The 22,690-nt window shown below is 49.1% G+C and carries 32 protein-coding genes, 1 tRNA gene and 1 pseudogene; 9 read left to right on the top strand and 25 right to left on the bottom strand.

What is annotated here, in order from left to right; all coding sequences use genetic code 11:
• Positions 1-2: 2 nt before the first annotated feature.
• Positions 3-725, top strand: a complete 723-nt coding sequence (locus ACLJRS_RS13900) for a class I SAM-dependent methyltransferase (RefSeq protein WP_000801238.1) — start codon at positions 3-5, stop codon at positions 723-725.
• Here the strand turns inward: ACLJRS_RS13900 and rnhA are convergent.
• Positions 722-1,189: a ribonuclease HI gene (rnhA, locus tag ACLJRS_RS13895; protein WP_000917872.1), complete on the bottom strand. Its 468-nt coding sequence runs from the start codon at positions 1,187-1,189 to the stop codon at positions 722-724. The genes ACLJRS_RS13900 and rnhA overlap by 4 nt on opposite strands.
• Positions 1,190-1,252: 63 nt before the next feature.
• On the opposite strand from rnhA, the gene dnaQ reads away from it, so the two are divergent.
• Positions 1,253-1,984: a DNA polymerase III subunit epsilon gene (dnaQ, locus tag ACLJRS_RS13890; RefSeq protein WP_001670675.1), complete on the top strand. Its 732-nt coding sequence runs from the start codon at positions 1,253-1,255 to the stop codon at positions 1,982-1,984.
• Between the two features lie 133 nt (positions 1,985-2,117).
• Positions 2,118-2,194: transfer RNA gene (locus ACLJRS_RS13885), tRNA-Asp, on the top strand.
• A 139-nt stretch (positions 2,195-2,333) separates the two neighbouring features.
• On the opposite strand, the gene ACLJRS_RS13880 is transcribed toward ACLJRS_RS13885, so the two are convergent.
• The 22 genes from ACLJRS_RS13880 to ACLJRS_RS13775 form a co-directional block, all read right to left on the bottom strand.
• On the bottom strand, positions 2,334-3,179 hold the full coding sequence (locus ACLJRS_RS13880) for a DUF4942 domain-containing protein (protein WP_001289297.1): 846 nt from the start codon (positions 3,177-3,179) through the stop codon (positions 2,334-2,336).
• A 77-nt stretch (positions 3,180-3,256) separates the two neighbouring features.
• On the bottom strand, positions 3,257-3,451 hold the full coding sequence (locus ACLJRS_RS13875) for a DUF957 domain-containing protein (RefSeq protein ID WP_001537473.1): 195 nt from the start codon (positions 3,449-3,451) through the stop codon (positions 3,257-3,259).
• Between the two features lie 25 nt (positions 3,452-3,476).
• On the bottom strand, positions 3,477-3,968 hold the full coding sequence (locus tag ACLJRS_RS13870) for a DUF5983 family protein (RefSeq protein WP_000777707.1): 492 nt from the start codon (positions 3,966-3,968) through the stop codon (positions 3,477-3,479).
• Entirely contained in the window at positions 3,965-4,342 is a 378-nt protein-coding gene (locus tag ACLJRS_RS13865) for a TA system toxin CbtA family protein (protein ID WP_001166553.1), read from the bottom strand. Before ACLJRS_RS13865 ends, ACLJRS_RS13870 begins: the two co-directional genes overlap by 4 nt.
• Positions 4,343-4,400: 58 nt before the next feature.
• Positions 4,401-5,045, bottom strand: a complete 645-nt coding sequence (locus ACLJRS_RS13860; protein ID WP_000091992.1) for a hypothetical protein — start codon at positions 5,043-5,045, stop codon at positions 4,401-4,403.
• Entirely contained in the window at positions 5,042-5,413 is a 372-nt protein-coding gene (locus tag ACLJRS_RS13855; RefSeq protein ID WP_000169463.1) for a type IV toxin-antitoxin system YeeU family antitoxin, read from the bottom strand. The genes ACLJRS_RS13860 and ACLJRS_RS13855 overlap by 4 nt, the downstream gene beginning before the upstream one ends.
• On the bottom strand, positions 5,385-5,753 hold the full coding sequence (locus ACLJRS_RS13850) for a type IV toxin-antitoxin system YeeU family antitoxin (protein WP_001282841.1): 369 nt from the start codon (positions 5,751-5,753) through the stop codon (positions 5,385-5,387). Before ACLJRS_RS13850 ends, ACLJRS_RS13855 begins: the two co-directional genes overlap by 29 nt.
• 17 nt (positions 5,754-5,770) lie before the next feature.
• On the bottom strand, positions 5,771-5,992 hold the full coding sequence (locus ACLJRS_RS13845; protein ID WP_000691989.1) for a DUF987 family protein: 222 nt from the start codon (positions 5,990-5,992) through the stop codon (positions 5,771-5,773).
• Positions 5,989-6,279: a hypothetical protein gene (locus ACLJRS_RS13840; protein WP_410957832.1), complete on the bottom strand. Its 291-nt coding sequence runs from the start codon at positions 6,277-6,279 to the stop codon at positions 5,989-5,991. Before ACLJRS_RS13840 ends, ACLJRS_RS13845 begins: the two co-directional genes overlap by 4 nt.
• A 15-nt stretch (positions 6,280-6,294) precedes the next feature.
• A complete protein-coding gene (radC, locus tag ACLJRS_RS13835) occupies positions 6,295-6,774 on the bottom strand; it encodes a RadC family protein (protein ID WP_001249724.1) in 480 nt (159 codons plus the stop codon).
• A 10-nt stretch (positions 6,775-6,784) separates the two neighbouring features.
• Positions 6,785-7,243 (bottom strand): antirestriction protein, encoded by a 459-nt coding sequence (locus tag ACLJRS_RS13830; RefSeq protein WP_000205294.1) that lies wholly within the window; start codon positions 7,241-7,243, stop codon positions 6,785-6,787.
• Between the two features lie 81 nt (positions 7,244-7,324).
• The gene (locus ACLJRS_RS13825) at positions 7,325-7,708 is read right to left on the bottom strand and encodes a hypothetical protein (RefSeq protein WP_000522007.1); all 384 of its coding nucleotides are present in this window, start codon (positions 7,706-7,708) and stop codon (positions 7,325-7,327) included.
• A 176-nt stretch (positions 7,709-7,884) separates the two neighbouring features.
• Positions 7,885-8,106, bottom strand: coding sequence for a hypothetical protein (locus tag ACLJRS_RS13820; protein WP_001537491.1), 222 nt, complete (start codon positions 8,104-8,106; stop codon positions 7,885-7,887).
• A gap of 6 nt (positions 8,107-8,112) precedes the next feature.
• A complete protein-coding gene (locus ACLJRS_RS13815) occupies positions 8,113-8,931 on the bottom strand; it encodes a DUF932 domain-containing protein (protein WP_001234415.1) in 819 nt (272 codons plus the stop codon).
• A 105-nt stretch (positions 8,932-9,036) separates the two neighbouring features.
• Positions 9,037-9,276, bottom strand: a complete 240-nt coding sequence (locus ACLJRS_RS13810) for a DUF905 family protein (protein WP_001112363.1) — start codon at positions 9,274-9,276, stop codon at positions 9,037-9,039.
• A gap of 105 nt (positions 9,277-9,381) precedes the next feature.
• Positions 9,382-9,795, bottom strand: a complete 414-nt coding sequence (locus tag ACLJRS_RS13805; RefSeq protein WP_000789537.1) for a hypothetical protein — start codon at positions 9,793-9,795, stop codon at positions 9,382-9,384.
• 274 nt (positions 9,796-10,069) lie between these two features.
• Complete coding sequence (locus ACLJRS_RS13800; RefSeq protein ID WP_001079432.1) at positions 10,070-10,609, bottom strand: DUF4339 domain-containing protein; 540 nt, start codon at positions 10,607-10,609, stop codon at positions 10,070-10,072.
• A 62-nt stretch (positions 10,610-10,671) separates the two neighbouring features.
• On the bottom strand, positions 10,672-11,124 hold the full coding sequence (locus tag ACLJRS_RS13795; protein WP_000734135.1) for a hypothetical protein: 453 nt from the start codon (positions 11,122-11,124) through the stop codon (positions 10,672-10,674).
• A complete protein-coding gene (locus ACLJRS_RS13790) occupies positions 11,121-11,573 on the bottom strand; it encodes a YfjS/YafY family lipoprotein (RefSeq protein WP_001020194.1) in 453 nt (150 codons plus the stop codon). Before ACLJRS_RS13790 ends, ACLJRS_RS13795 begins: the two co-directional genes overlap by 4 nt.
• 36 nt (positions 11,574-11,609) lie before the next feature.
• On the bottom strand, positions 11,610-12,176 hold the full coding sequence (locus tag ACLJRS_RS13785) for a hypothetical protein (protein ID WP_000765650.1): 567 nt from the start codon (positions 12,174-12,176) through the stop codon (positions 11,610-11,612).
• A complete protein-coding gene (locus ACLJRS_RS13780; protein WP_000075762.1) occupies positions 12,173-12,886 on the bottom strand; it encodes a WYL domain-containing protein in 714 nt (237 codons plus the stop codon). Before ACLJRS_RS13780 ends, ACLJRS_RS13785 begins: the two co-directional genes overlap by 4 nt.
• 260 nt (positions 12,887-13,146) lie before the next feature.
• Entirely contained in the window at positions 13,147-14,022 is an 876-nt protein-coding gene (locus ACLJRS_RS13775; protein WP_000165430.1) for a GTPase family protein, read from the bottom strand.
• 219 nt (positions 14,023-14,241) lie between these two features.
• Here ACLJRS_RS13775 and ACLJRS_RS13770 point away from each other — a divergent pair, with 219 nt between their 5' ends.
• The 3 genes from ACLJRS_RS13770 to ACLJRS_RS13760 are packed head-to-tail and all read left to right on the top strand — an operon-like array spanning position 14,242 to position 16,806.
• Positions 14,242-14,628 carry an AAA domain-containing protein gene (locus ACLJRS_RS13770; protein WP_077906470.1) on the top strand — a complete coding sequence of 129 codons (387 nt, stop codon included), beginning with the start codon at positions 14,242-14,244 and terminating at the stop codon, positions 14,626-14,628.
• The gene (locus tag ACLJRS_RS13765) at positions 14,625-15,287 is read left to right on the top strand and encodes a C-terminal helicase domain-containing protein (protein WP_277752259.1); all 663 of its coding nucleotides are present in this window, start codon (positions 14,625-14,627) and stop codon (positions 15,285-15,287) included. The genes ACLJRS_RS13770 and ACLJRS_RS13765 overlap by 4 nt, the downstream gene beginning before the upstream one ends.
• On the top strand, positions 15,268-16,806 hold the full coding sequence (locus ACLJRS_RS13760) for a hypothetical protein (RefSeq protein WP_410957831.1): 1,539 nt from the start codon (positions 15,268-15,270) through the stop codon (positions 16,804-16,806). The genes ACLJRS_RS13765 and ACLJRS_RS13760 overlap by 20 nt, the downstream gene beginning before the upstream one ends.
• A 317-nt stretch (positions 16,807-17,123) precedes the next feature.
• On the opposite strand, the gene ACLJRS_RS13755 is transcribed toward ACLJRS_RS13760, so the two are convergent.
• The gene (locus tag ACLJRS_RS13755; protein WP_000556732.1) at positions 17,124-18,974 is read right to left on the bottom strand and encodes a hypothetical protein; all 1,851 of its coding nucleotides are present in this window, start codon (positions 18,972-18,974) and stop codon (positions 17,124-17,126) included.
• A 103-nt stretch (positions 18,975-19,077) separates the two neighbouring features.
• On the opposite strand from ACLJRS_RS13755, the gene ACLJRS_RS13750 reads away from it, so the two are divergent.
• The 3 genes and pseudogenes from ACLJRS_RS13750 to ACLJRS_RS13740 form a co-directional block, all read left to right on the top strand.
• Complete coding sequence (locus tag ACLJRS_RS13750) at positions 19,078-19,302, top strand: helix-turn-helix transcriptional regulator (RefSeq protein WP_001673759.1); 225 nt, start codon at positions 19,078-19,080, stop codon at positions 19,300-19,302.
• 24 nt (positions 19,303-19,326) lie between these two features.
• Positions 19,327-20,853 (top strand): YfjI family protein, encoded by a 1,527-nt coding sequence (locus tag ACLJRS_RS13745; protein WP_000778658.1) that lies wholly within the window; start codon positions 19,327-19,329, stop codon positions 20,851-20,853.
• 325 nt (positions 20,854-21,178) lie between these two features.
• Positions 21,179-21,724 (top strand): annotated as a pseudogene (locus ACLJRS_RS13740) (inovirus Gp2 family protein); the annotation flags it as partial.
• Between the two features lie 35 nt (positions 21,725-21,759).
• Here the strand turns inward: ACLJRS_RS13740 and tagK are convergent.
• On the bottom strand, positions 21,760-22,524 hold the full coding sequence (tagK, locus tag ACLJRS_RS13735) for a type VI secretion system-associated protein TagK (protein WP_000806693.1): 765 nt from the start codon (positions 22,522-22,524) through the stop codon (positions 21,760-21,762).
• Positions 22,525-22,690 lie beyond the last annotated feature (166 nt).

The raw sequence follows: 22,690 nt of genomic DNA, 5'->3' as shown, positions 1-22,690 counted from the left end.
CGATGAAACCGGCAAGGCTCTCTCAAACTGTCGTTGCGCCCGGATGTTGGGGTGAGTTGCCCTGGGGCAATTACTACCGTGAGGCGCTGGAACAGCAGCTAAATCCGTGGTTTGCAAAAATGTATGGTTTCCATTTGCTTAAAATCGGTAATTTAAGCGCAGAAATCAATTCCGAAGCGTGCGCGGTCTCCCATCAGGTGAATGTTTCGTCGCAGGGGTCGCCGATGCAGGTTCTGGCCGATCCGCTACACCTTCCTTTTGCAGATAAATCCGTCGATGTTTGTCTGCTGGCGCATACTTTGCCGTGGTGTACCGACCCGCACCGTTTATTGCGGGAAGCCGACCGCGTATTGATTGATGACGGTTGGCTGGTCATCAGTGGATTTAACCCGCTGAGTTTGATGGGGTTACGTAAACTGGTACCCGTTTTACGTAAAACACCGCCCTATAATAGTCGGATGTTTACCCTTATGCGGCAACTGGACTGGCTGTCTTTACTCAATTTTGAAGTGCTACATTATAGCCGTTTTCATGTCTTACCCTGGAAAAAGCAGGGGGGGCGGCTTTTAAATACGCATATCCCGGCGCTGGGCTGTTTACAGCTTATTGTGGCCCGTAAGCGGACCATCCCGCTTACGCTTAATCCGCTGCGACATAATAAAAGTAAAACCCCTATCCGCCAGACCGTTGGCGCCACCCGGCAATATCGCAAACCGGATGGCTAAGCCTCCGCCTGGTAGCCACTATCTTCCTGCGTGGGGTTCATTGCCGCGGCGCGCGCCAGTTCATCACAACGCTCGTTTTCGGGATGGCCTGCATGGCCTTTGACCCATACCCATTTGATCTGATGCTGACCTAACGCAGCATCGAGACGTTTCCAGAGATCGACATTTTTTACGGGTTTCTTTTCCGCAGTTTTCCAGCCGCGTTTCTTCCAGTTATGAATCCATTGGGTAATTCCTTGCCGCACATATTGGCTGTCGGTGCTCAATGTCACTTCGCAATGTTCTTTTAACGCTTCAAGCGCGACGATCGCCGCCATCAGTTCCATACGGTTATTGGTGGTCAGCGTGTAACCTTCACTAAACGTTTTTTCATGACCACGATAGCGTAAGATAGCGCCATAACCACCAGGCCCTGGATTCCCCAGGCAAGAGCCATCGGTGAAAATTTCTACCTGTTTAAGCATCTCTGGTAGACTTCCTGTAATTGAAATCGATAACAAAACGCAAGTCTGACATAAATGACCGATATGAGCACTGCAATTACACGACAGATTGTCCTCGATACCGAAACCACCGGTATGAACCAGATAGGCGCGCACTATGAAGGTCACAAGATTATTGAGATCGGTGCGGTTGAGGTGATAAACCGTCGTCTGACCGGCAACAATTTTCATGTTTACCTGAAGCCCGATCGCCTTGTCGATCCAGAGGCTTTTGGCGTACACGGTATTGCCGATGAGTTTCTGCTGGATAAGCCGGTTTTTGCTGATGTGGTCGATGAGTTTCTTGATTATATCCGCGGCGCGGAGCTGGTCATCCATAACGCATCGTTCGATATCGGCTTTATGGATTATGAGTTTGGTCTGCTTAAACGCGATATTCCTAAAACCAATACTTTCTGCAAAGTTACCGACAGCCTGGCGTTGGCGCGGAAAATGTTCCCCGGCAAGCGTAACAGCCTTGATGCACTGTGTTCGCGTTATGAGATAGATAATAGCAAACGTACTTTGCACGGCGCATTGCTCGATGCCCAGATCCTTGCTGAAGTGTATCTGGCGATGACGGGCGGACAAACGTCCATGACGTTTGCGATGGAAGGAGAGACGCAACGGCAGCAAGGTGAAGCGACCATTCAGCGAATCGTTCGCCAGGCCAGCCGGTTACGGGTCGTTTTTGCCTCTGAGGAAGAGCTGGCTGCGCATGAATCGCGGCTTGATCTGGTGCAGAAAAAGGGCGGAAGTTGCCTTTGGCGGGCGTAATTTATTCCTTTTTAGGCTATAAAAATCATCCTTCGGGCGATTTTTGCAGCAACTGATTCAAAAGGTGAGAAAAAGCGTTGACGGGCGACACCGCAAACCGTAATATTCGCCTCGTTCCCAGCGGGAACATCACGGAGCGGTAGTTCAGTTGGTTAGAATACCTGCCTGTCACGCAGGGGGTCGCGGGTTCGAGTCCCGTCCGTTCCGCCACTATTCGAGGCCATGCTATTGATTAGCATGGCCTTTTTCTTTTCCTGTTTTTTCTGGTGTGCCATTCAGTATGCCATCAGCGTCCGGCTTGCATCGGTGTAAATCAGCCTGTACCGGACATCAGCGTGTCGATTGAGCCTCATCCTGCCGCCACTCTCCCCGGGTAGTGTCTGGCGATGATGTCGTTCAGTTTATCCACCAGTTCCGGTCGTTTGAAAGTAATATGGGCAGTTCCCTTCTGAAAATATTTGATTTTAAACATCTCGTCCTCGTAACTGTTACTCCCTCTGTTATCGTGAATGTGATCGCCTAGGCGTCGGGTCACATCAGCACGGTTATCAGGAGCGGGTTTCCCATCCAGCAGCATAAGCATACGTTCCAGGTCAGCGAGCCGATCACGCTGCCAGCCCCAGTTCAGTCCAAATCCCCATCTGTCGCATTTTACCAGACCGTTCACGATAATTTTTTTCCCGAATTTACACGGCGAATTTGACTTAAAATCCCAGCTAAGGCTTTTGAACACATTAATCACACCGCGTTCAAACACCTCGTCTTTGCTCTGGTGCAGTTGCTCAAAGGTACTGAGTATATTCGCTTCACTGATGGCTGGAATATCATCACCTTCAAGGTTTCTGTACCACTGGTCACGGGCCTGAGCGTCCATCAGACTCAGCATTCCGGACTTCTTCATCAGGTCCCGCCATATGCTGCGATCGAGATTACGGGTAATAGCTTTCATTGCCGCTTCTGGTTTCTCCATCAGCCAGCAGCCGCAGCGAAAATCCTGCTTCATGCCCCAGTCCAGGGCGGCTTTACCGCCGATGCTTCTGGTCAGCGCCGATATTTCTGCAATCCGCTCAGTCACGGTTCTGATCTGTTCAAGTGCAGCGTTGCGTCCGGTGACGATACGTTCAATGCTGGTGGAGCAAATCATATCGGTATGGTCAGTTAAGACTTCGGGGTCGGCATTAGTGTGTTCTGACATTATTTTCTTTCCTTTATATAAGCACAAAACGCCGGTCTGTGAGGACCGGCGCTTATGCGAGTGTCAGTAAGGTGGTGTTACTGCGGAGAAAGTAAAAGCCGGAGGTAGTGTATCATCCGGACCTCGTTCAGGGCCTGTTCAACAGAGGGCAGGAGTGCTGCTGAACCGGTGAGAGTATCGTCGTTATCGAAGATGATCTCTGTACCACAGTCGATATTGTCCTGCAGCCAGCAGATCAGGATCTGCAGCCCTTCTTCAGTGGTTAATGGCATGTGTTTACCTCAGTGGGGAAGTGGGTTACCAGTCGAAGGTGGCAAAGCCTGGCAGGAGTTCGCCGAAAGCATCCAGGTGGAGAATACCAGCGGCGTAACGGCGTATCAGCGTCACCACTAACCGTCGACAGGCTTTCGACAGCCCCAGCCGTTTAAGCCGCAGAACCGGAAATGACCATGCCTCCAGGTGGAGTAAGGAGCCGGAGCCGGTATACAAAATCCACTCCGACTCGCCAAAGTCTTCATACTGGTGTGAAAGGGTAAACAGCAGAGCATTGTCTTTCTCCGTGATATGTGCGGTGCTGCACTGAATGCCGTTAACGCGGGCGACGGGCGGAAGCGGATCTTCAACAATCAGCTTTCCGGGCTCGTCAGCAACGCGAAGTGAATATCCGTTATCACAGACCACATCGATCAGGCTGGCGAGTTCAATACCGTCGATATCCACGACGATCCGGCCCCCATTAAGGGCCCGGACGTTGATTGTATCGGCTTCCACGGTCATGGACAGCTTCATCGTGCCACCCCGCTGTATCTGCCGGTGGTGATGTCGGTAACGGCCCGGTAGCCACGACGTTTCATCAGGCCACAGGCTTTTCTGGCGCGGAGAATATCGATACGGGTAATGAACGGAGACTGCACTGCAATACTGAATCCCGGGCGGTCGGTCCGGACCAGGTCATATTTTTCAACAATACCGTTCAGCGCATCGCACAGGGAGATGCCGGCGTTGATATGCTGCTCAATGACGCCGTCGTTAGCAAACGGGGTGTCGTTCAGCATCAGACCGTAGTGTTGTTGCAGCAGATGCGACAGCAGGGTCTGCCAGATGCCGACAGGCGTGGGGTGTGACGAAGTCGCCCCGGGCGGGAGTGAGGGTAAAATCTGCATAATGTGTTCTCTGTTGGTGGAAGGTAAGAAATGAACCGGAAGGGAGTGACGAAAAAGTTTAACCGAAGCGCTGGCCGGTTTCGGTGAAGGTGTAACCGCCGGCGATAAGCGCCTCATCCACGGCCTCCGGTGAGGTCAGCCAGTCGTATTGCGTTTCAAGTTGCTGATATAACCAGCGGGCCAGATCGCGTAACGCGTCACCCAGGACACCGTCTGCGTCATCGGTGGCTTCCTGACCGGTGGGGGAGTCCCGCTCAACAGTAATGTGCATACTGTATTCATGGTAATAGCGCCCCTGATGCTGAATATCAGCCTGAAGCTGCCAGAGGTTACGCTGCTGGATTGCCTGCAGCTCATCAGCAATACGGTGAAGCGCTTCGTCCTGAGGCGCATGCTTTCTGATGTGTTGTGCGGCACCGGGCTGATAGTGGTACAGCCCCTCAAAGCAGGCTCCGTCCCCCTGACAGCAGAAACCGGAAAACCAGATACAGGCTTTTTCGTAGGATCTGCCGCCGGTGGTGGTGAAGATACGTGTTTTGAGTCTCACGCCCAGGATGTTGCAAATCAGGGTGAAATCCTCATAAACAGCGTCGTACCACTCATACTCCAGCCCCCCTTCGCAGTACCAGGCGCGGGCCTTCTTGCGGGCTGACTCTGAGAGTTCATCAGACAGATACACCGTGGTGGAAATGACCCGGCTCATCGTGCCATACCTCCGGTTTCAGGCGGTTCTCCGGGGTAAATGGCGAGATAAATGTAGCCGCACGACCCGAGTGAGTCGGCCTCGCATACCAGTCCCTTTGCGTACAGGGTGACGCAGTGCTGATGGCGGGGATTAAGCTCACCGGAAAGTAACATCAGCTCCAGTTGTTTCAGCAGTACCGGAAAGGCCTGGTCCAGGTGACGTAAATCCGCGTCGCTGAACTGTCCGGTAATGCCGGCGCGGTCAGCCAGGTAATGCAGGCGGTTGCCCTCCTGAACCAGCCGTGCGCCAAAACATGGTGACACATTGCGGCGGAGTCCCCACCAGGGAGACGTGAGGTCATGTACGGTGGTTGTGGTCTTCGTCATTTAAGGGTTCCTCTGACAAGGGGGATTCATCAGATTTCGGGTAAATCATCAGGCTGACAGCGCCCTGTGGACCGGGTTCTGATTCACAGGTCAGCCCGTTGTGGTGAAAGACATGCGGCGTCTGTGCCTCCGGTGAGCCGGGGGACGCCATCGTGACCATCTGCTGTAATATCAGCGGGAAGGCCTGCTCCAGCCAGCGGGCCTCCTCCTCCGTGAATGCCGCCCTGATATCGTCCCTGCTGGTCTGTAAACGGAACAGACAGCCGTCCTGCAGCAGACGGCCCCGGATGCAGGGGACTGAATGATTATCCGGTTGTTTGCGGTCGGGGTTATCTGACATCGGTTTTCCTCCGTGGGTTAATTCAGGGTGACGCACATCAGGCGGGTGTACGGGCCGTGGCGGTCCCGGCGTCGTTCAGCGTACACGGCCAGTACGCCACTGATATCCTGTACGTCCCGGTCGTACCAGTGACAGACGCTGCCGGACCACGGATATTTCCCGGTACAGAAGCGAAACAGACGGGACTGCGGGTGCCGGCGGTATATCGCCATTGCCCGGCGTTTGCTGATAATTTTCATACGGCAGTCCCGCCTGAGCTGGTGTTTTTCAGCAGGGCATCAACAATATCATTCCAGCACCACTCCTCATCCTCCGGGACAGGTAGCGTTATCTGTCTGAACGGTATCTTCAGGAGCCCGGCGAGGCGTGCTGCAATATCCGTGAGAGGTTTGTCGCCCTGCGCGATATCAGCACACTCCAGGAAGAGACCGTGTACATAAACCGTTTCATCCCCGTTCTCCAGACGAAGAACGGTCACGCCACTGAAAATATCAGCGGGTATAACCTGCGTTTCATCGTTTCTCATGGTGTCATTACCTTTTTAAAGCCAGCCGCGTTCAGCGAACGAGACAATCTCCATGCCGCCAACCACCAGGTGATCCAGCAGACGGATATCCACCAGGTCCAGGGCCTGTCTGAGCCGCTCTGTTATCTGACGGTCCGCCAGGCTGGGATCGGCAAGCCCCGACGGATGACAATGCGCCACAATGACAGCGGCGGCGTTATGTTTCAGACCGGATTTCACCACTTCGCGGGGATGGACCTGAGTATGGTTGATAGTGCCGCTGAAGAGCGTTTCGTGAGCAATAAGGCGATGCTGGTTATCGAGGAAGAGCGCAACAAATTCTTCCCGCTCTGGCGCGGAGAGTTGCAGGCGTAGCCAGTCCCGGACAGCATGGCTGGAGGTAAATGCCGCCCCGGGTTCGCGTAACTGGCTCTCCAGCAGGGTTAAGGCTTCCCGGATGATTTGTTGTGCGGATGCCGGTAATGTGGCGGCAAACAGCGGTAACTGTTGTCTCATGTCGGTATCCTCAGTCGGTGATATGCATGATGGCGCTGCATTCAGGATGGTTAAGGGTATGATCCCGCAGGTGGAGGTAATGCGCGGTCATCAGGTCGCTGCCGGTACGGCAGGCATGGTGGCTGTACTCCAGCAGGCAGGCGGTGATCCCGACCGCCTCAGGGCTCATGTCCGCGCTGTTGCCGTTCATGGCGTTGAACAGTGACCAGGTGTCGTCCCCGTCATCCGCCTCCGGGGCCATAAATGCGCCACCGTTGCTCAGCGTGTAAAACTGCCAGATACCGCCGCTGTAGTCCGCGCACAGGCGGTCCGTCCAGGCGAAGATACGGGGCTCCAGTAATATCCACTGCGGAACGCCCCGGAAGTGGCGGGGCCAGAAGTCAGGGCGGTCCTCATCCGGTACGGGCGTGGCGGTGATGAGGGTTTCATCAGGCGCAGGGATAAGTTCAGGGTTAATTGCTGTGGTCATTATGGTTTCCTTAACAGACTGAAATATAACCGGTTCGGGGATATCCGGAACCGGCTGAACTGAAGGGGATCTACGGGGACGTCACCACCAGGCGTGGAAACACAGGCGGTGGGTGCTGAAATCAAACGACGCCAGCTGTTGCTGTACAAACTGTTTCAGGTTTTCCACGTCAGACCAGTAACTGTCGTCGTACTCCTGCGAGCCGAAGAAGAACCCTTCGGTGGTCGGGAACAGGTCGTGGCAGTTTTCCGGCGTGAGGCGGTCAAGAGTGGCCCGGAGTTTTTCCAGGTCCTGGCGGGTCAGGGGGACATCAGTACAGTTCTCCACCTCCCCGGCGTTGGCATCAATCCAGTTGAGCAGAGCGTTGAACTTGCGGTAATACCCGACGGCCTCGTCCTGCTCCCGGCGGGTGGTGTCTGCCGTGGTTTCGGCCGGACGTTTAATGAAATATAAATCGAGTCCCATGGGGAACCTCCTGATTACGCTGAGATAAATGAAAAGGCCATGCACGGGAAGAGCATGGCCCGGGGTGTCTGTCGGTGAATAAGCGGAGTGGGGTGACTTTCGGATGTTGTTACTGGCAATATCGGGGGGCAGGAGAACAAGCTTTTCGTCTTATTTGCCGGGGTGAGTATTCTGGTTCAGGTGGAATGCCGGGCAGGACTGTGCATAGCCGTCAGCGCCAGACCGTGCGGGCCAGGTACCATCAGTAATGAACAGCCGACACAGGCTGAGCTCACCGGGCCGGTAACAGAGGTGAGAACACCAGGCACAGAGGTCGTCGTCGGATATGGAACGGCAGCCTGGCTGGTTCGCCAGGGATACCGGATATATTCTGGCCTGACGGGCATCAGCAGGAACATGGCGCATCAACTCAGCGCCTGCTGCATCTGTTCCGCCATCACCCACAGGGCACGGTTTAGCCTGATGTCCCCGTCAATGCCGTTAACGGCTCGGGTATGGCTGCGTTTGCCCTTCGCAGTACGTCCCGGAAGCCCGCCTTTCAGCAGGTTCTCCTGGATACGCTGGTACGTTGTCCACAGGTCATCACTGCGGTCTTCATAACGTCGGGGTGTCAGTATCTGCGTTGCCGTCACCGGCTGATGCTCTTCACCAAAACGGTACGTCAGGGCAGCATTCGCCAGTGCATGCTGTGCCAGTGGCGGTAATAAAAGTGACTGCATGGCGTCGCGCTTCTCTTCCATCCGGTCAAAGACGCTGAGTACGTCGTAGGCTCCCTCAATGACCTTGTTAACGACATCGCCCCGGTGCGGAACTCTGATTTCGCCAAAGGACTGCCCGCAGACGAGCGAATTCGTGCATACGCTGCGGAAAATTCCCGGCAATAACTGAAAACTGGACTCACCACTGTGCGAATTCAGGATGATGATTTCCGGCACCTGCTGACCGTGTATCTGACCGGTGCGACGCAGGCGGAGCATGTGCTTCGTATATTCCCGACGAGCAGGGTCACGAACCCGTGACTGACAAGCGAAGAACGGCTGGAACCCTTCCCGTTGAAGGTTTTCCAGGATGGTGATGGTCGGTATGCAGGTGTAGCGTTCACTGCGGGACGCATGTTTGTCCTCACCAAAAACGCTGGGGACCACCTGTATTAATTCTTCACGGGTTAAGGGACGGTCGCGGCGTATCTGGTTAATCCGTCCAAAGCGGCTGGCTAAGCGCATTGTTAATTTCCTTCGTGGGTTGATTTAACTGCATAAACAAAAAGCCATGCTCCTGTGGGAACATGGCCTGTTGGCGTGGTTGCTGGTGGGGTGAGCAGCGGTGAGTCAGTGTCGGGGTATTCCGTGGCTGAGCAGATAGCGGTTCAGCCAGTACCAGGCACGGGCTTCAAAATTCCATGCCCACCAGAGCAACTGATTATAACTGTCGCGTATGACCAGCCGGAAATGTGTGCCCTGGTCATCTTCAATAAACACATTGCGGTAAGCTGTTGTGACGGCAATCGCCTGCGTGCGTGAGAAAGGGCCTTCGCCTTCAGGCAATAAAAGTGATGTACAGTCTGGCATATCTGTTACTTTATAGTAAAAAGCGCCTGTCATCATGGCAGGCGCTGTATTAATTACTAATATTAATAAATTAATAACACACAGATCAGGCGCATGATTTATTCCTTAGATTTTAATTTGGTCAAGTCCGACAACTTCGTGAATTGTGTTGTCGTAAAGTTTAACGCCCAGTTTACCGTTTTTCAGCGTAACGAAACTGGCTTTGATATCGCCTTCACAACTTTGATTGTCGTTGTATTTGATGGTCTGAGCTTTGCCGGTGTAAAAGTTAATCACGCCGTAGAAACCATCCCAACACGCCGTACCGCCCATAGCGTGTACCAGACCGTATTGCATGTCTTTGGATGTACCCAGGTATTTACATCTTCCATCAGTGGTATCGGTCCCCTGACACCAGAACTCCGTACCGTCAGTGACGTCAGTAAGGTTGTGCGGTAAAGGTACAGCCGTGTTTGCAGATACATTACCGGTAAAGAAACTGATAACTGCAACCATTAAAATGGTGATAATATTTTTCATGATAAATACTCCAGTGTTTCTGATGTTAAATAAAAATATAAGCCCCCTGTTTCCGCAACACTTATAACTCCCCCCCGAGAGGCCGAAATTAAAGTCCGGCCTGTTTATTAAACACATGCCCGAAGTATGCACTTCAACGGGGGAATATTTTATATTGTGACTTTGACTGTCCTCTGAATCAAATAAGACACAGCTGCTCCAAGGCGATTTACATCATTTACTTGTTAATTACACTAATGACCTGATTATTTAGTAAACTCTGTGATAAAGAATATCAGGCAGTTAATAACACCAGTATTAACATAACCAACCAGACCCAGAAATAAGCCGGTTTCTGACCGAGGGCTTTAGCCCTGCGCCACAGATAAAACGGAACCAGCCAGGCCAGCCAGCCAAAGGCAGCGGTATCAACGCCGGATTTACGGAGCCGTCGTTCATCCAGATACCCCAGCGCAATATTCAGTATCAGTGTGATAAACCAGTATTGCCCCTCCGTCACGGCGGCATACGCCTCTTCAAATTCCATTCCGCTCAGCCCGGCCGTCCACATCTCCAGGGCATACCCAATCAGGGGCGCAAAGGCCAGCGTCCAGACCACGCTTCCGGGGATACGATTGCCGGGCAGCGCGGGGGGAACCGCACATTGTTTCAGGACATCTGCCAGCGGCGTGGCTGACAGCGGCTGCCATTCCGTCATGCCCTGTTGCCATACCAGCGTTGAGGCATTCAGCTCCCCGCGCTGAATACGTTCGGTTATGTCGGCTTCGGTCACATTGTCGTGACGCACGCCATTTTTCTCATAATGCCTGTTCATTCTTTTCCTTTATTTTTAATGTGTTAAATGAATATGGGAGGCTTCTCCCTGAGGCAGGGAGTTCACTCTTCAATGTATTCGAAAGAACCGACTGGCTTGCCGTTGTAGTACATCACGACGTCGGCCAGTGATTTCCTGTTCTGTGGTTTGACAAAACCTGCACTGAATGCCTTGCTGCAGTACTGCTCCAGGGACATTTTCGCCGTCGGAATCAACTCCATGGCGTCACCATTAGAACGGTCAACCACCCCCCAGATACCGTTGGGGCATTTCCAGTCGGTGGGGACCATTCTGACAATGGCAACGCGCCCGTTTTCCGATTGCGAAACCACTTCACACATCTTTCTCTCCAGTTTGTACTGGTTACACCAGAAGGGTTTGTTATGCTGCATATCGCGGGTGTAGGCCGGAATGCCGCCTTTGATGGCACCCTGAAAACCGCCATCAGCATGGGCCGGTGTCAGCAAATACAGACTCAGGACTGCAGCAGAGATAACACCTTTCAGCTTCTTCATGGATGGTTCTCCTGGTTATCCGGCAGATAGAGTTTCCCCATTTCCTTGCCATCGTGCGAATACACCACCGATTTTTCACCCGTATAGCTGTCAGTCTCGATCCGGAAGCTCAGAGTAATATTGCCCGCGAGACACAGGGCGGCTATCAGCGGCTGCACCGTTTTCTGCTGCATATCAGCAATGTAGTAATAATTACCGGACTCACAGCCTTCCGGCGACTGGCGGGTTTTCATTACCGTGTATAGCGGTGTGCCGAAGGCATCCTTTTTTACCCATTCCTGCACGACATCGGATTTGTGAGACACCACGTCGCTGAACGGCGGCGGAGTCAGGTCCTTAAACCGGGCAATCGCCTTCACGCCAGCATCTTCCTTGCTGTCGCAGCCGGATGCCAGCAGAGTGCCGATAACCACCAGAAAGGTCGTCAGACGCGTATTGAATATATTCATGGTAAAACTCCCTGTTATGGTTGTTTTTCAGCGGGTTCAGCAGTTGCCTGTACGACGACATAATTCTGCCAGGCTCTGCTGCGCCACCCATTGCTGCAGTTTCCTGTCGGCTTCAGAGCTTCTGGCCGCCAGGGCCGCCTGTTGTTTTTTGTTGACGCAATTTTCCGGGAAGGCGGCCAGCACCTGATTGCTGTGAGGTTCTTCGGCCAGCTCCAGTTGATATTGCGTATCGATAATGGTGAAATAACAGCCTTTCCCCTGGTCTTCGCCCTGGTACACCGAAGTCAGGTCAGAGGTGTAGCCGCTGGCCGGTTTCAGATTTAGCCTGCGTACCGTGTGCGTTTTCTTGTCGGCAAGGTAATAGGCACCGCCGCCACGAATACGCAGCAGAAACTGTTTCGTCCAGGGATAATTGCCTATTACATCAGCCTGATAAAGGGCGTTATGCAGTGTGTTGTTATCCGTACCGTCGGCCGATTTCCAGCCGTCGGCCTGCATGTACTGCCAGGACCTGACGGAGCCCATGATGTCATCTGCGAGGACCGGAGGCACAGAGGTAATGCAGAGGCTGGCGGCCAGCGCCGCCGTGGTGAATAATTTCATACCTGTTCCTTATGGGTAAGTTGCCCGTAACTGTCGTCAGCGAGCAGTGAATGTAAAATATGAAAATGAGGTAACGCCTGTAAAAAGTCCGGGCGGGACAGAATGCGGGTGAAATGTCCGTCTGGTGTGAAGGTTTCCGGGTGAAACGTCACGGAGTGAACGGTGTGCAGCGCAAAAACGGTTATCCGGCCGAGATGTTCTCCCGCCAGAAACCACTCACCGGTGCTGAAAATCAGCCGATATGGGGCAAGGCTGTCACAACGACTCCCGTCAGTAAGCAGGGTTACCTTCTGGTGTTCTGATACCGCCCTGACCAGTCGTGTGAAGATGCCCGGTCGGGAAAGTGGTATGGTTGCCCCCTGATGCCAGATAAGGCATGGCGAGGAATCCTGGCTACTCAGCAACGAACTGACCAGATGGTGGTCCATATCAGGAAACAATGTGCCAGTGCCTGACTGACGGGCGAACTGCATTGCTGCCTCCTCCCGAATCTCCTGACGGCCCCCGGTCAGCAGACGGCAGCAGCCATCCTGATACTCGATGTCGAGGTAAATCAGACGCTCGCGGAAATCACGATGCAGGGTGCGAACCGACACGCCAAACTCAGCGGCCAGTTTGCGCATATTCAGCGTTTCACCCGCGAGCAGACGGCTGATAATCAGCGATAGCCGGACAGACAAGCGGTCATAACGACGCTCAGCCTGAGACATGCATTATCTCCGTGTTTAATAACTGGTTAATTAAGATGGTATTACTGTAAAGGATGGGACTGACGGGTTGTGTCCGTCATACGTAGCGAAACGCCTGGTGCAAGAAGACTGTGTGGATGCAACGTCGGCAGTGGTGACGCGCTTACGACTGGTGGTATCTTTTGCTGGTCAGGACAGGTTATGTCTGCCTGGAAATAATCATCTACCAGGCGGTGAATAAACAGAGTCATTCACTACAGTCCTGATGACCTTTTACTCATTCAGAAGAAAATCCAGTCCCATACCGCGCGGGCCACGGACACCACCGCATCACGCACGGTACGTATCACAGTCTTCAGCGGCGCAGGCAGAAACGACGATGATTCTGCCGTATCGAACACCCGCCCCACGGCCTCACCGAAGCTATCACGGGCCTGTGACCTGACCGGCCCGGTGCAGAGCCTCCCGTGCAGTTGTGTCGCCACCGGGCTGGTGGCATGGTCCGGCAGACAGCGCATCATGGTTGCCACCATCGCTTCCACGCCCCAACCGGTCAACGCTGACACCATGCAGACCGGATGACGGGGAGTGAATATCGTGGTAATGGCGGCCTGTTTCGCCTTCAGGTTAGTCTGCTGCTGTGGCGAGGGGGTACTGGTGCGGATATCCCATTCGTGGCAGGGTTCGATTTTGTCAGCCTGGTTCAGCACAAACAGCACCTGCTGCTGGTAAGGTTGCATCACCCCATGCCAGAACTGCTCGTCTACTGACAGCGCCCGGTCGTCGGCTTTAATGACCCACAGCACCAGGTCCAGCTCCGGCAGCATACGCCGGTACAGGGCACGGTATTCCTGGTCCCGCAGCCCGTTTTCTCCCACACCCGGTAAATCAACAATCATCAGACTGTGACGACCGCTGCGCAACCGGAAGCGCAGCACGTCACGGGTACAGGCGTTCACATCACTGATGGGGGAGACCTCACCCCGGAAGAGTTCATTACAGAGCGAAGACTTACCCGCACCGCTCTTGCCCATGATGCCAATCACCGGCTCGTAGTGGGTGAGGTTCTGAATACGTTCAAGAATAAGCTGACGAAGCGTATCGGGAAGCGCCGACAGCGGTTGTTCCAGGGCCTGAAGGCCGTGAGGTTTAGTCATACAGGGTTCTCAGCGTGAAAAAATAAAAATCCCCGCACTCCGGTTAAAGAGGCGGGGGATTCACTTTGATGATATCTATCTGAAATTATTTGGGATTGTCTGATGATACTGATCGAGGGAATCGAGCTGCAAACATGCTGGTAATAACCTGTACTTTCCTGTTTTAGGATCGCTGAAGTCGTTGATTAGTGTTAATATTACCGCCAATTTTTCAGCGTTCTGATTCCGACAAAAAAATCAATATTTGAAGAATTTCTTGCGAAGACCCGATCACTTGTATGTGGGACTTGTGTGGGTCTAGGACGCTCACAATTTGGTGTAGCAAAAAATCGCTATGATTGGGTGATAGTCGACGAAGCTGCTCGTGCGACACCTGGCGAATTGGCTATAGCAATTCAGTCGGGTCGCAGGGTGTTACTGGTCGGCGATCATCGTCAATTGCCACCTTTGTATCCTGAACCAGTGGTGCGAAAAATATCGATAGAACTAAATTACTCTGATCGCGCGGTACTAACACGTAGTGATTTTGAACGTGCTTTCGAATCAGATTATGGTAAACAAGTCGGAGCAACATTACGTACTCAATATAGAATGGCCCACCAATAGGTGAAATGGTTTCAGCTTGTTTTTATCCCAAACCGTTAGAGCCTGGACGTGGAAATCCAGAACCTTGGTTTAATCAATTACCTAAAAGATTAAGTTCTATTATTACTTGGGTTGATACTTCCGATGCTGGGGGAGAATCTTATGAAAGAGCAAAACATCCTGGATTTGACAATCCTTATGAAGCTAGAGAAATTATTGATACGCTGCGTTCAATATGTACAGCAGAATCATTCATCAAATATTTAATTGATGAAACTTCAGATGAGGAAAAACCAATTGGTGTAATTTGCATGTATGCAAATCAAGAACGCCTATTGCAACGTTTACTTAGCGAACAAGATTGGGCTACTGGTTATAGACATCTTATTAAAATTGATACAGTTGATAGTTATCAAGGTAAGGAAAATCGGATCATTATCGTTGCAACGACGCGCAATAATAATCAGTGTATTCAAGGGTTCCTTAGCAGCTCGGAGCGAATAAATGTGGCGATTTCGCGTGCAATGGATAGATTAGTAATCATTGGGGCTGCTCGTATGTGGCGTGAGAGGCATCAAACTTCAGCGTTAGGCCGTGTATTAAACCACATTGAAACACATCGTGATGGGAATAACTTCAATTTGGTTCAGGCATTAGCCATTGAGGAGGGACAGAAATGATTACATTGGAAGAAAAAAACTAAGAGAAATATTAGCTGTTGATGAAATTACTTTTGCAATTCCTGCACAAAGTTTCGCTATCGAATGCTCAATAAGTGCTGAGGAGGCATTGCCCGTTGTTACTGAGTTCGCGCTTCGCATCGCTTATGTTTGTGGTACATTGAGTCCTGTACAAATTCAGGATTTTTTTGGATTCACAAAAAAAGAAACTGATGCAATAATTCAGACATTACTTAACGAACGCCTCATTAAATGGAATGAAGATGAGCTGTTAGAGCTAACTTCTTATGCATTAACTCGTTTTCAAGATAGCTCAGATCATCTACCTCGGTTCTTTAAAATCCAAGAATGGAGTTCTGAAGTTATTTTTGATCTAATAAGTTTTAGTCCAGCAGGACGCCCCAACAGATTGAAACGTGTAAATTCATTAGTGGAGTTAGCAGCACGAAATATTGAGAGGCAATCTAAAACAATTCAATATGCAGAGCAAGCCTTTCAAGAGCACTTTCATAGTATTTGTAAGAAGAATAAAGCAGAGATCTATAAGATTAGTGCGGTAGATGCTGGCGAGCATTTTAGCATTCCACTGCCGTGTATGTTTTATCTGGATTTGGATGGCCAAGTTAATATTCGACGTGATATAGATAATGAAGCTTTTAATAATAGACTTGAAATATCAGAGGCTATTACTGATGCACTTTCAAAACAAGAACGTCCGCAAAACAATAGTTTTATGGATTTTATTCATTATTTTGATTATTCGTTATTTGAACGTTATGTTTCGAATGATGCTTTTGATTTGCGTCGATATGTTCAAGATGTTCATTTAACACGTATTGTTTGTTATGATAATAGACGTGTCACCCCATTACTTGGAGCATTTTATCTACAACATAACGCCGATTTAATTATCACTAGGCTTGGAGATGAGATACTAAAACAGGAGGAAATGTTAGTTAATAAGGAGGTTAGTTTAAAATCTGGTGAGGATGGTGAAAAAATAGATACCCTCCCTGTTTCAGAAAAAACTATCGTTCAAAGCGGGTTGTGGCTTGCCCCCCAACTATCCCTTTGGGCTAGAACTCGCGGGGCAAGAGAGTTTGTTCAGAAGATTGACCGTCTGTTGGATTCTAGGAATAAAAAAAAGAGCAATCCTGTTGGTACTTATGTAATGATCTCTGGTCGGAATAATGCAGCTAAAGATCGTGCATTTAAATATAGAGATCAGTTTCAATATTTATTTAATCTAGATATATGTCTTATGGATGGGAAATTAGAGTTGTTACTTATACCTGGTTTAATTGTATGTGTTCTTTTTCATTTCCATTTGGAACATCAGCCGGTTAGCATCCCAATAGGGTTTATCTCGTCTGAGGTGGAACATTTGAAAATAGCAAGTTCATTGATATCTGAATCAACGAGATCAAAACAAATATTTACATCTATGTATGATAATGAAAACGTTCCTGTTGCCTATCAAGGATTACAAAATTTGCTTGGCATAATATCTACGGAATAACTGTATTATTGGGTTAGCAATTATTTGGATTCATATTAGTTATATTTGGTTCTTATTAGAGATTGATGTCTGAGTTTACAGGGCCTATTCTTAATGGATAAGCTCTTTTTAATAAAAAGACATACATCCAGGCCAAGTATCGTCTCTGCTAGACGTTACCTATTACCAGTTAGTGCGATTATTGAGCACCTCGATCACCCATAAGCCTTGATTCACCTGCTTTTTCTGATCAGTAAAATGTTACTTTCAATGTAAGCCCCCGGCTACAGTGGCTACACGTAGCCACTGTAGCCGGGGGGATATGTAAAAATATGCAATTATTTTCCACCCCCCTGTGTTTTCCCAGTCTGTATTTTTCTTTCTTCCTCCAGAATCGTCAGGGCTCCATATATCAAATCCCACAATTTTTTATCAACTGAAAGAATCATATTCCTTATTTCCTCCCCAGGGCAGCGAAGATATTTTATCAGACTCTCGATGTCCCGTACGCACGCCAAAAGAGGACAGTTAACCAGTATGCCTATAAGGCTATCATTCAGTTCACCTCGGGTCAGAATTTTATTATTTTTCAGGATGCAGGATAAATCTTGACTGGAAGTAATTTTTTCAGAAAAGATAATGTTGAGTATCTTACCCAGGATAGTGTCAACTTTATCCAGAAGCCCGTAAACAGACTCAGGATAAATGCCTTCCAGCTCAAGGTCATTCCAGTCACTTATTCTCCTGACCATGTTATTATACATCCTTACCGAACGGATGATGGTCAGATTGTTGGCATCTGATAAAATGGATTCAGAAAGGAGAGTACTTTTTATAACAGAGTCGTCACTGTGGGTTTCTGTATAAGCCTGACTGACGGGGATATAGTCAGTGTAAATCCCCTGATTTTCCAGGATGGATGTTACAGATAATGAGAAAACACCATTTTTAACGTTTTTCCTCTCAAATTTTATACGTAATGCAATATGGATAACTAAAAAAGCGGATGCCAGATATCCTGCAGGTAAATCGTCCAGAGAAATAGTTTTGACTTTCTCAAATGCTTCCTCTGTTTCGCCTTTACTGATTAAATCTATAACCTTCCAGAGTTCAATATACGGTTGAATAAACTGTTTATGGGGTTCTTTTTTTAATTTTACAGCGATGTCAGTTAACTGTACTTCGGAGATAATGGTTTTATCATTGAAGTTGAAAATGATGTTTTTTAATGCGCTGATACTCTGTAAACATTCCTCGTTTATATTCAGGGAGAACGGTTTTATTACTCTCTCATGATAATAATCCGCAATTGAGTTAATCATGGTATCATGATGGATAAAATCATGGGGTTCTGGCTCATACAGTAGTCTGCATAACATTGCTGATATATTCCCGGGTTTTATTCCATTGTCTACATAGTTTCTGTAGTACCGTGATATGATGTTAATGACAGGGAGTTTTCGTTCGACATTAAGGAGTACGGTCAGGGAGTAATGGGCTTTTTTTATATTATCAAGACTGACTCTGACGCTGTTAAGCGTATCATCGTCAACAATACCAGAATACGCCTTAATGCAGTCTATAATTGATGCTTCCAGCGTGCTTTTTTTCTGTGTATTACCTGGGCGGATATTTTCAATTACTTTGAAAAGAGGCGCCAGGTTTTCTGAATCTGTATGAGAGAACTTTTGTTTTCTTGCTAAACTTTTCAGATACTTCTGGACAGCAGATAAACCCCCTTTCTTTTTATCCTGCCAGCATGGGCAATAATCTTTCAGCAAGAACTGGTGTATATGGTGATAAAAACAGTTTTTGTTTTCGTCTTTGTACGTTTTATATATGTCAAGTGCGATTAATCTGGGGATTATATGCAGAGCATATCGCTTTTTTATTTGTTCCCGGCTCAGTTCAGTAAAGACGGGGCGAGCCATCAGGGCATTATAAAGTTGCTCGTATTTGTAAAAAATCTCCCTTCGTTGAGTTGTGCTGAACACCTGTTCTGCATCAAGAACCCCGATGATTTCATCATAGTGTTTCTGTTCCTGATGTCTTTCATCCTCACGATTACCGAAAAAGCGCTGATGGCTGGAAAAGGTCGCAGCCCCCCGTATAGCAGCCCGCCTGTTCCCTTTACTGAATAAGCCAAAAGACCGATAAACATCGTACATCAGACTGGCAAAAGTGTGCATTGTCACTCCCTGCGGTTGGTTTTGTTTTTTTTACGGGGACAGTATTTCAGCTCCTGTGGAAAATTGCGACCACAGCCAGAGACATCCAACAGGAGAATCGAAAATGTCATCTGTTTACACCAGACAATCAGAGCCACAACAGCGCATTCTGCGCATGAGAGAACTGACGAAGATAGTCGGTCTGTCCCGGTCAACTATCTATGAAAAGCTAAATCCCGAATCCAGGTATTACGACGAAACGTTTCCAAAAACCGTGAGACTTGGTGCTGCTTCCGTTGGATGGCGTTCCACTTCCGTTGATGAGTGGATCGCCTCCAGAAGCGTTTAATTTTTTCTCAAAAGAGACTATGCAATGAAGCTTACCCATAAAAAAACTCAAAATCATCATGTTAATCTGAACACCAGAGCAATTTTGACGTTTTTTCAACAAATCATATCTTTCATATATGGCAAAACCAGCGCGGCGGTTGAGCTTATCTTTGCAACCCTCCAGGGGAGCATGGCTCTGGCCTGCCAGGATATGTATGATGTTGAAATTGATGATGATATTATCGTTCCTGTATCGCATTTTCACATAATACTGGCAAGGTCCGGAAGCAAAAAAACGACAGTATACAGGCTCATTATGGCGCAAATTCATCAGACTGAACGTGAGCTGGCAGAGGTGTTTTCAGTCAGACTGAAGGAGTATGAACGGCAACACGTGCTATGGGATGAAGAATGTAAGAGCCTTAAGAAATCGTTTCAGAAAGCTGTACGCCAGAAAGAGGGAGTGGAGACAGCCAGAAATGAACTGGATGAATGTCTCAGAAATGAACCGGTTAAGCCTGTAAGGGTGCATCTGACGGTAACGGATCCCACGCCGGAAGCCCTTCTGAAAGAGCTGGGGCAATACTCCAGTCTGGGTATCACCTCTGACGAGGGAAGTGCTCTGTATGAAAGCATCATGCGCCGTAAGATCGCAATTCATAATACGCTATGGTGTGGTGATGATTATCGGATCAGTCGTGCGTCAACGGGTATCACAGATATTAAAGATCCCCGGCTTGGTATGCTGTTGATGACACAGCCGGAGCCACATGACTGCACACTGAAATCACTGGGTAACGCAATACGAGCTACGGGAATTTATGCGCGTACGTTAACCATGGATCTTACGTTACTCACCAGACAGATTGATATTGATGAGCTGGTTTCTGGCGATGAGTCCGATCTGGAAAAGTTTTATGCCATTCAGAAAAAACATTTACTTGCCGGGATTGAACGCAGAAAAAAAAATCAACCCCGAATCTGTATGACTTTTGCTCCTGACGCAAAGAAGCGGTTGCGTTATGTTGGCAGGGACGTAAAGCGTCTGATGCAGCAGGGGGGAAAGCTGTACCATTATAACGACTGGGCTGCGCGGTACTGCGAACATACCGCTAGGAGTGCTGCTGTGATGCAGTTGTTTATCACCCCTGACTCAACCGTTATTACGCTGGAAACACTGGAAGCTGCGTTGTTAATATCGGAATGGCACCTTAATCATTTTATTGTAAAAATGGATGTGGTCAGGGGACCTTCCCATTCTGAAAGAGTACTCAGTTGGCTTGAAAACCATCTTGTTAAAAATGGGTCTTATGATTTTTTAAGGCGTGAAATGATGCAAGAGATACATCGTTCACTCAGAAAAAAAGCTGATCTTGAGCCTGTTCTGGAACAGCTTGCTGAGGAGGGTAAAATCCAGTTGTGGGAGGACGAAAGTGGGACGCATTACATCAAATACCTGGCTTCCGAAATGGCACCTTCAGAACTGGATACAGAACACAAGGCTTTGAAAGGTATACCAGAATATCATGGGGGAGGTAGTGCTATCAGTAGCGTCCCGCTGAAAGGATAACTTCAGCGTGATTTTCATTCAATATCAGATGGTTATATTCCACGCATTCCCTGGCGTGTAGCGGGTTTCGCTGTTGTGAGTGGAATTATTATCCGTATTGATTAGTCGGTATATGTACTATATTTATCGTGGGTAGGTACTATATTTATCGTGGGTAGGTACTCTTACACTAATACGATAAGTATCGGTATGTATGCGCTAACGTAATAATAAAATCTGTATGTCTGCAGAGGTAACACATTCCTGCAGGGGAACCTGTATGCCTAATTGCATGGGTAGCTGCTTGCTACCCATTATCTAATGAATTTCGATAAAAGAGATTATTATGAAGTCACCTTATGATTTAGCTGAGAGAGAGTTTAAATTTCTGCTGCAGGAAGCTGAAGATAAATATGATTCGAGAATATCACGCCATATGCTTCGTCGATCGCTTGCTGTAATATCTAATTATCTGGAAAACTATAACCGGATATTCGCTCTGCGCGCTGACCTGAGGTTTGCTCAGTCCCATGTGCCAGGAGAGCCGGACTTGCCGATATGCTTTCAGAAGGATGATGAGAAAGCCATTACTCGGGCTATGGAATCCCTTAAAAGCCAGTTAAGGGAAGAACACAAGCGTTCTGGCAGGCCTGGTGAGCCTGTGCCACTCGGCTATATCTGGGCCAGGGAACGGGTTACCGGGGAACATCCTCACTACCATCTGGTTCTGCTGTTTGACAGAGAGGCCTATGCCTATCTGGGAGATTATACAAAGCCTGACGCTGATAATATGGGGACCCGGATACAGAAAGCCTGGTGCAGCGCCATTGGTCTTGATTATCCTGAATATGCTTATCTCCCGCATTTTCCGAAGAATCACAGCGCGTGGTTCACTCGGGATGATGCGTTAACGTTAAGTGCTGATTATTATGACTTTCTGCTACGGGTATCGGGCATTGATTCCATCGCCAGCCAGTGCATTTCACCTTCACCGGTCGTGTCCAGCGTATCCAGAATGGCATCAATACCGGGCGCGCCTGCCACCATATCCTGTAACGTGTCGGTGTCGCCCTTTTTATCGTATAACGACGTCAAATCCTGGGTGACAGCGTCTTCATTTCGGGGAAACGGTTTAGCACGGAGGGGCTTTTCCTGCCCGGAGGGCCGCAATGCCTGCTGATATTCCTGGTAAAGCTGGTGTAGCGTGCTATCCGCTTCATGGCCAGTGTAAGAGGATGCGGTTTCCCGGACGGGAATAATATCGAACGGGTTCTGCGGATTGAGCTGTTGTTGTTTAAACCAGTCCAGATCCAGGTACTCAGCAACAGATTCAGATGACTGAACCAACTGAGGAAACGAAACATCGGGACGGGACTCATCATTGGTGCGGGCAAGGCACCAGGATGACAGACCCCATTCAATCGTATCTCCATCATTCAGCCGCATACGGTGATGAGGTTCCATCACCTGCTCATTGACGGCACAGCACAGTTCATCCGAGTGATTAACAATCCACCACGCCTCTTCGTGGCGAACAAGACTGAGCGCGATATCGTCTTTCCCATGTTGCTCAAAAAGCGGAACGTAGGGGGCGGCGGCAGTAAATACGATGTATGTCCCTGCGGGATACTGTGCGTTATCCGTTATACCCTGCGACTGTATTTTCCGTAATTCCCACATGTCTTGTTTCATTATGTCCCTTAAATGTATTTATTTTTCTGGAGGAAACGTTTAGGGAGTTTTAATTCATAAATAATTTTAACTAAATTCATAGGGAGTCATTATTGATGACACCCTTTTTATTATTTTCGTCGTGAATGCATTGTTGTATGCATAGATGTCTTTTTTGAAATATTAT

It is taken from the genome of Salmonella sp. SAL00670, assembly GCF_046552235.1.
Taxonomy (GTDB): domain Bacteria; phylum Pseudomonadota; class Gammaproteobacteria; order Enterobacterales; family Enterobacteriaceae; genus Salmonella; species Salmonella enterica.
Note: the sequence above shows the minus strand (reverse complement) of the source record. Positions and strands in the feature narration are given on the sequence as shown.

What these genes read in the sequence shown, in the direction of transcription:
- ACLJRS_RS13870 (WP_000777707.1), bottom strand. Translation starts at nt 3,968, where the DNA reads ATGAAGCTGTCCATGACCGTGGAAGCCGATACAATCAACGTCCGGGCC.
- ACLJRS_RS13880 (WP_001289297.1), bottom strand. Translation starts at nt 3,179, where the DNA reads ATGTCAGAACACACTAATGCCGACCCCGAAGTCTTAACTGACCATACC.
- ACLJRS_RS13860 (WP_000091992.1), bottom strand. Translation starts at nt 5,045, where the DNA reads ATGAGCCGGGTCATTTCCACCACGGTGTATCTGTCTGATGAACTCTCA.
- ACLJRS_RS13850 (WP_001282841.1), bottom strand. Translation starts at nt 5,753, where the DNA reads ATGTCAGATAACCCCGACCGCAAACAACCGGATAATCATTCAGTCCCC.
- ACLJRS_RS13780 (WP_000075762.1), bottom strand. Translation starts at nt 12,886, where the DNA reads ATGTCTCAGGCTGAGCGTCGTTATGACCGCTTGTCTGTCCGGCTATCG.
- ACLJRS_RS13795 (WP_000734135.1), bottom strand. Translation starts at nt 11,124, where the DNA reads ATGAAGAAGCTGAAAGGTGTTATCTCTGCTGCAGTCCTGAGTCTGTAT.
- ACLJRS_RS13840 (WP_410957832.1), bottom strand. Translation starts at nt 6,279, where the DNA reads ATGAGAAACGATGAAACGCAGGTTATACCCGCTGATATTTTCAGTGGC.
- ACLJRS_RS13865 (WP_001166553.1), bottom strand. Translation starts at nt 4,342, where the DNA reads ATGCAGATTTTACCCTCACTCCCGCCCGGGGCGACTTCGTCACACCCC.
- ACLJRS_RS13785 (WP_000765650.1), bottom strand. Translation starts at nt 12,176, where the DNA reads ATGAAATTATTCACCACGGCGGCGCTGGCCGCCAGCCTCTGCATTACC.
- dnaQ (WP_001670675.1), top strand. Translation starts at nt 1,253, where the DNA reads ATGAGCACTGCAATTACACGACAGATTGTCCTCGATACCGAAACCACC.
- ACLJRS_RS13810 (WP_001112363.1), bottom strand. Translation starts at nt 9,276, where the DNA reads ATGCCAGACTGTACATCACTTTTATTGCCTGAAGGCGAAGGCCCTTTC.
- ACLJRS_RS13775 (WP_000165430.1), bottom strand. Translation starts at nt 14,022, where the DNA reads ATGACTAAACCTCACGGCCTTCAGGCCCTGGAACAACCGCTGTCGGCG.
- ACLJRS_RS13755 (WP_000556732.1), bottom strand. Translation starts at nt 18,974, where the DNA reads ATGCACACTTTTGCCAGTCTGATGTACGATGTTTATCGGTCTTTTGGC.
- ACLJRS_RS13815 (WP_001234415.1), bottom strand. Translation starts at nt 8,931, where the DNA reads ATGCGCTTAGCCAGCCGCTTTGGACGGATTAACCAGATACGCCGCGAC.
- tagK (WP_000806693.1), bottom strand. Translation starts at nt 22,524, where the DNA reads ATGAAACAAGACATGTGGGAATTACGGAAAATACAGTCGCAGGGTATA.
- ACLJRS_RS13875 (WP_001537473.1), bottom strand. Translation starts at nt 3,451, where the DNA reads ATGCCATTAACCACTGAAGAAGGGCTGCAGATCCTGATCTGCTGGCTG.
- rnhA (WP_000917872.1), bottom strand. Translation starts at nt 1,189, where the DNA reads ATGCTTAAACAGGTAGAAATTTTCACCGATGGCTCTTGCCTGGGGAAT.
- ACLJRS_RS13790 (WP_001020194.1), bottom strand. Translation starts at nt 11,573, where the DNA reads ATGAATATATTCAATACGCGTCTGACGACCTTTCTGGTGGTTATCGGC.
- ACLJRS_RS13830 (WP_000205294.1), bottom strand. Translation starts at nt 7,243, where the DNA reads ATGACCACAGCAATTAACCCTGAACTTATCCCTGCGCCTGATGAAACC.
- ACLJRS_RS13855 (WP_000169463.1), bottom strand. Translation starts at nt 5,413, where the DNA reads ATGACGAAGACCACAACCACCGTACATGACCTCACGTCTCCCTGGTGG.
- ACLJRS_RS13745 (WP_000778658.1), top strand. Translation starts at nt 19,327, where the DNA reads ATGAAGCTTACCCATAAAAAAACTCAAAATCATCATGTTAATCTGAAC.
- ACLJRS_RS13820 (WP_001537491.1), bottom strand. Translation starts at nt 8,106, where the DNA reads ATGTTCCTGCTGATGCCCGTCAGGCCAGAATATATCCGGTATCCCTGG.
- ACLJRS_RS13805 (WP_000789537.1), bottom strand. Translation starts at nt 9,795, where the DNA reads ATGAAAAATATTATCACCATTTTAATGGTTGCAGTTATCAGTTTCTTT.
- ACLJRS_RS13800 (WP_001079432.1), bottom strand. Translation starts at nt 10,609, where the DNA reads ATGAACAGGCATTATGAGAAAAATGGCGTGCGTCACGACAATGTGACC.
- ACLJRS_RS13750 (WP_001673759.1), top strand. Translation starts at nt 19,078, where the DNA reads ATGTCATCTGTTTACACCAGACAATCAGAGCCACAACAGCGCATTCTG.
- radC (WP_001249724.1), bottom strand. Translation starts at nt 6,774, where the DNA reads ATGAGACAACAGTTACCGCTGTTTGCCGCCACATTACCGGCATCCGCA.
- ACLJRS_RS13900 (WP_000801238.1), top strand. Translation starts at nt 3, where the DNA reads ATGAAACCGGCAAGGCTCTCTCAAACTGTCGTTGCGCCCGGATGTTGG.
- ACLJRS_RS13825 (WP_000522007.1), bottom strand. Translation starts at nt 7,708, where the DNA reads ATGGGACTCGATTTATATTTCATTAAACGTCCGGCCGAAACCACGGCA.
- ACLJRS_RS13845 (WP_000691989.1), bottom strand. Translation starts at nt 5,992, where the DNA reads ATGAAAATTATCAGCAAACGCCGGGCAATGGCGATATACCGCCGGCAC.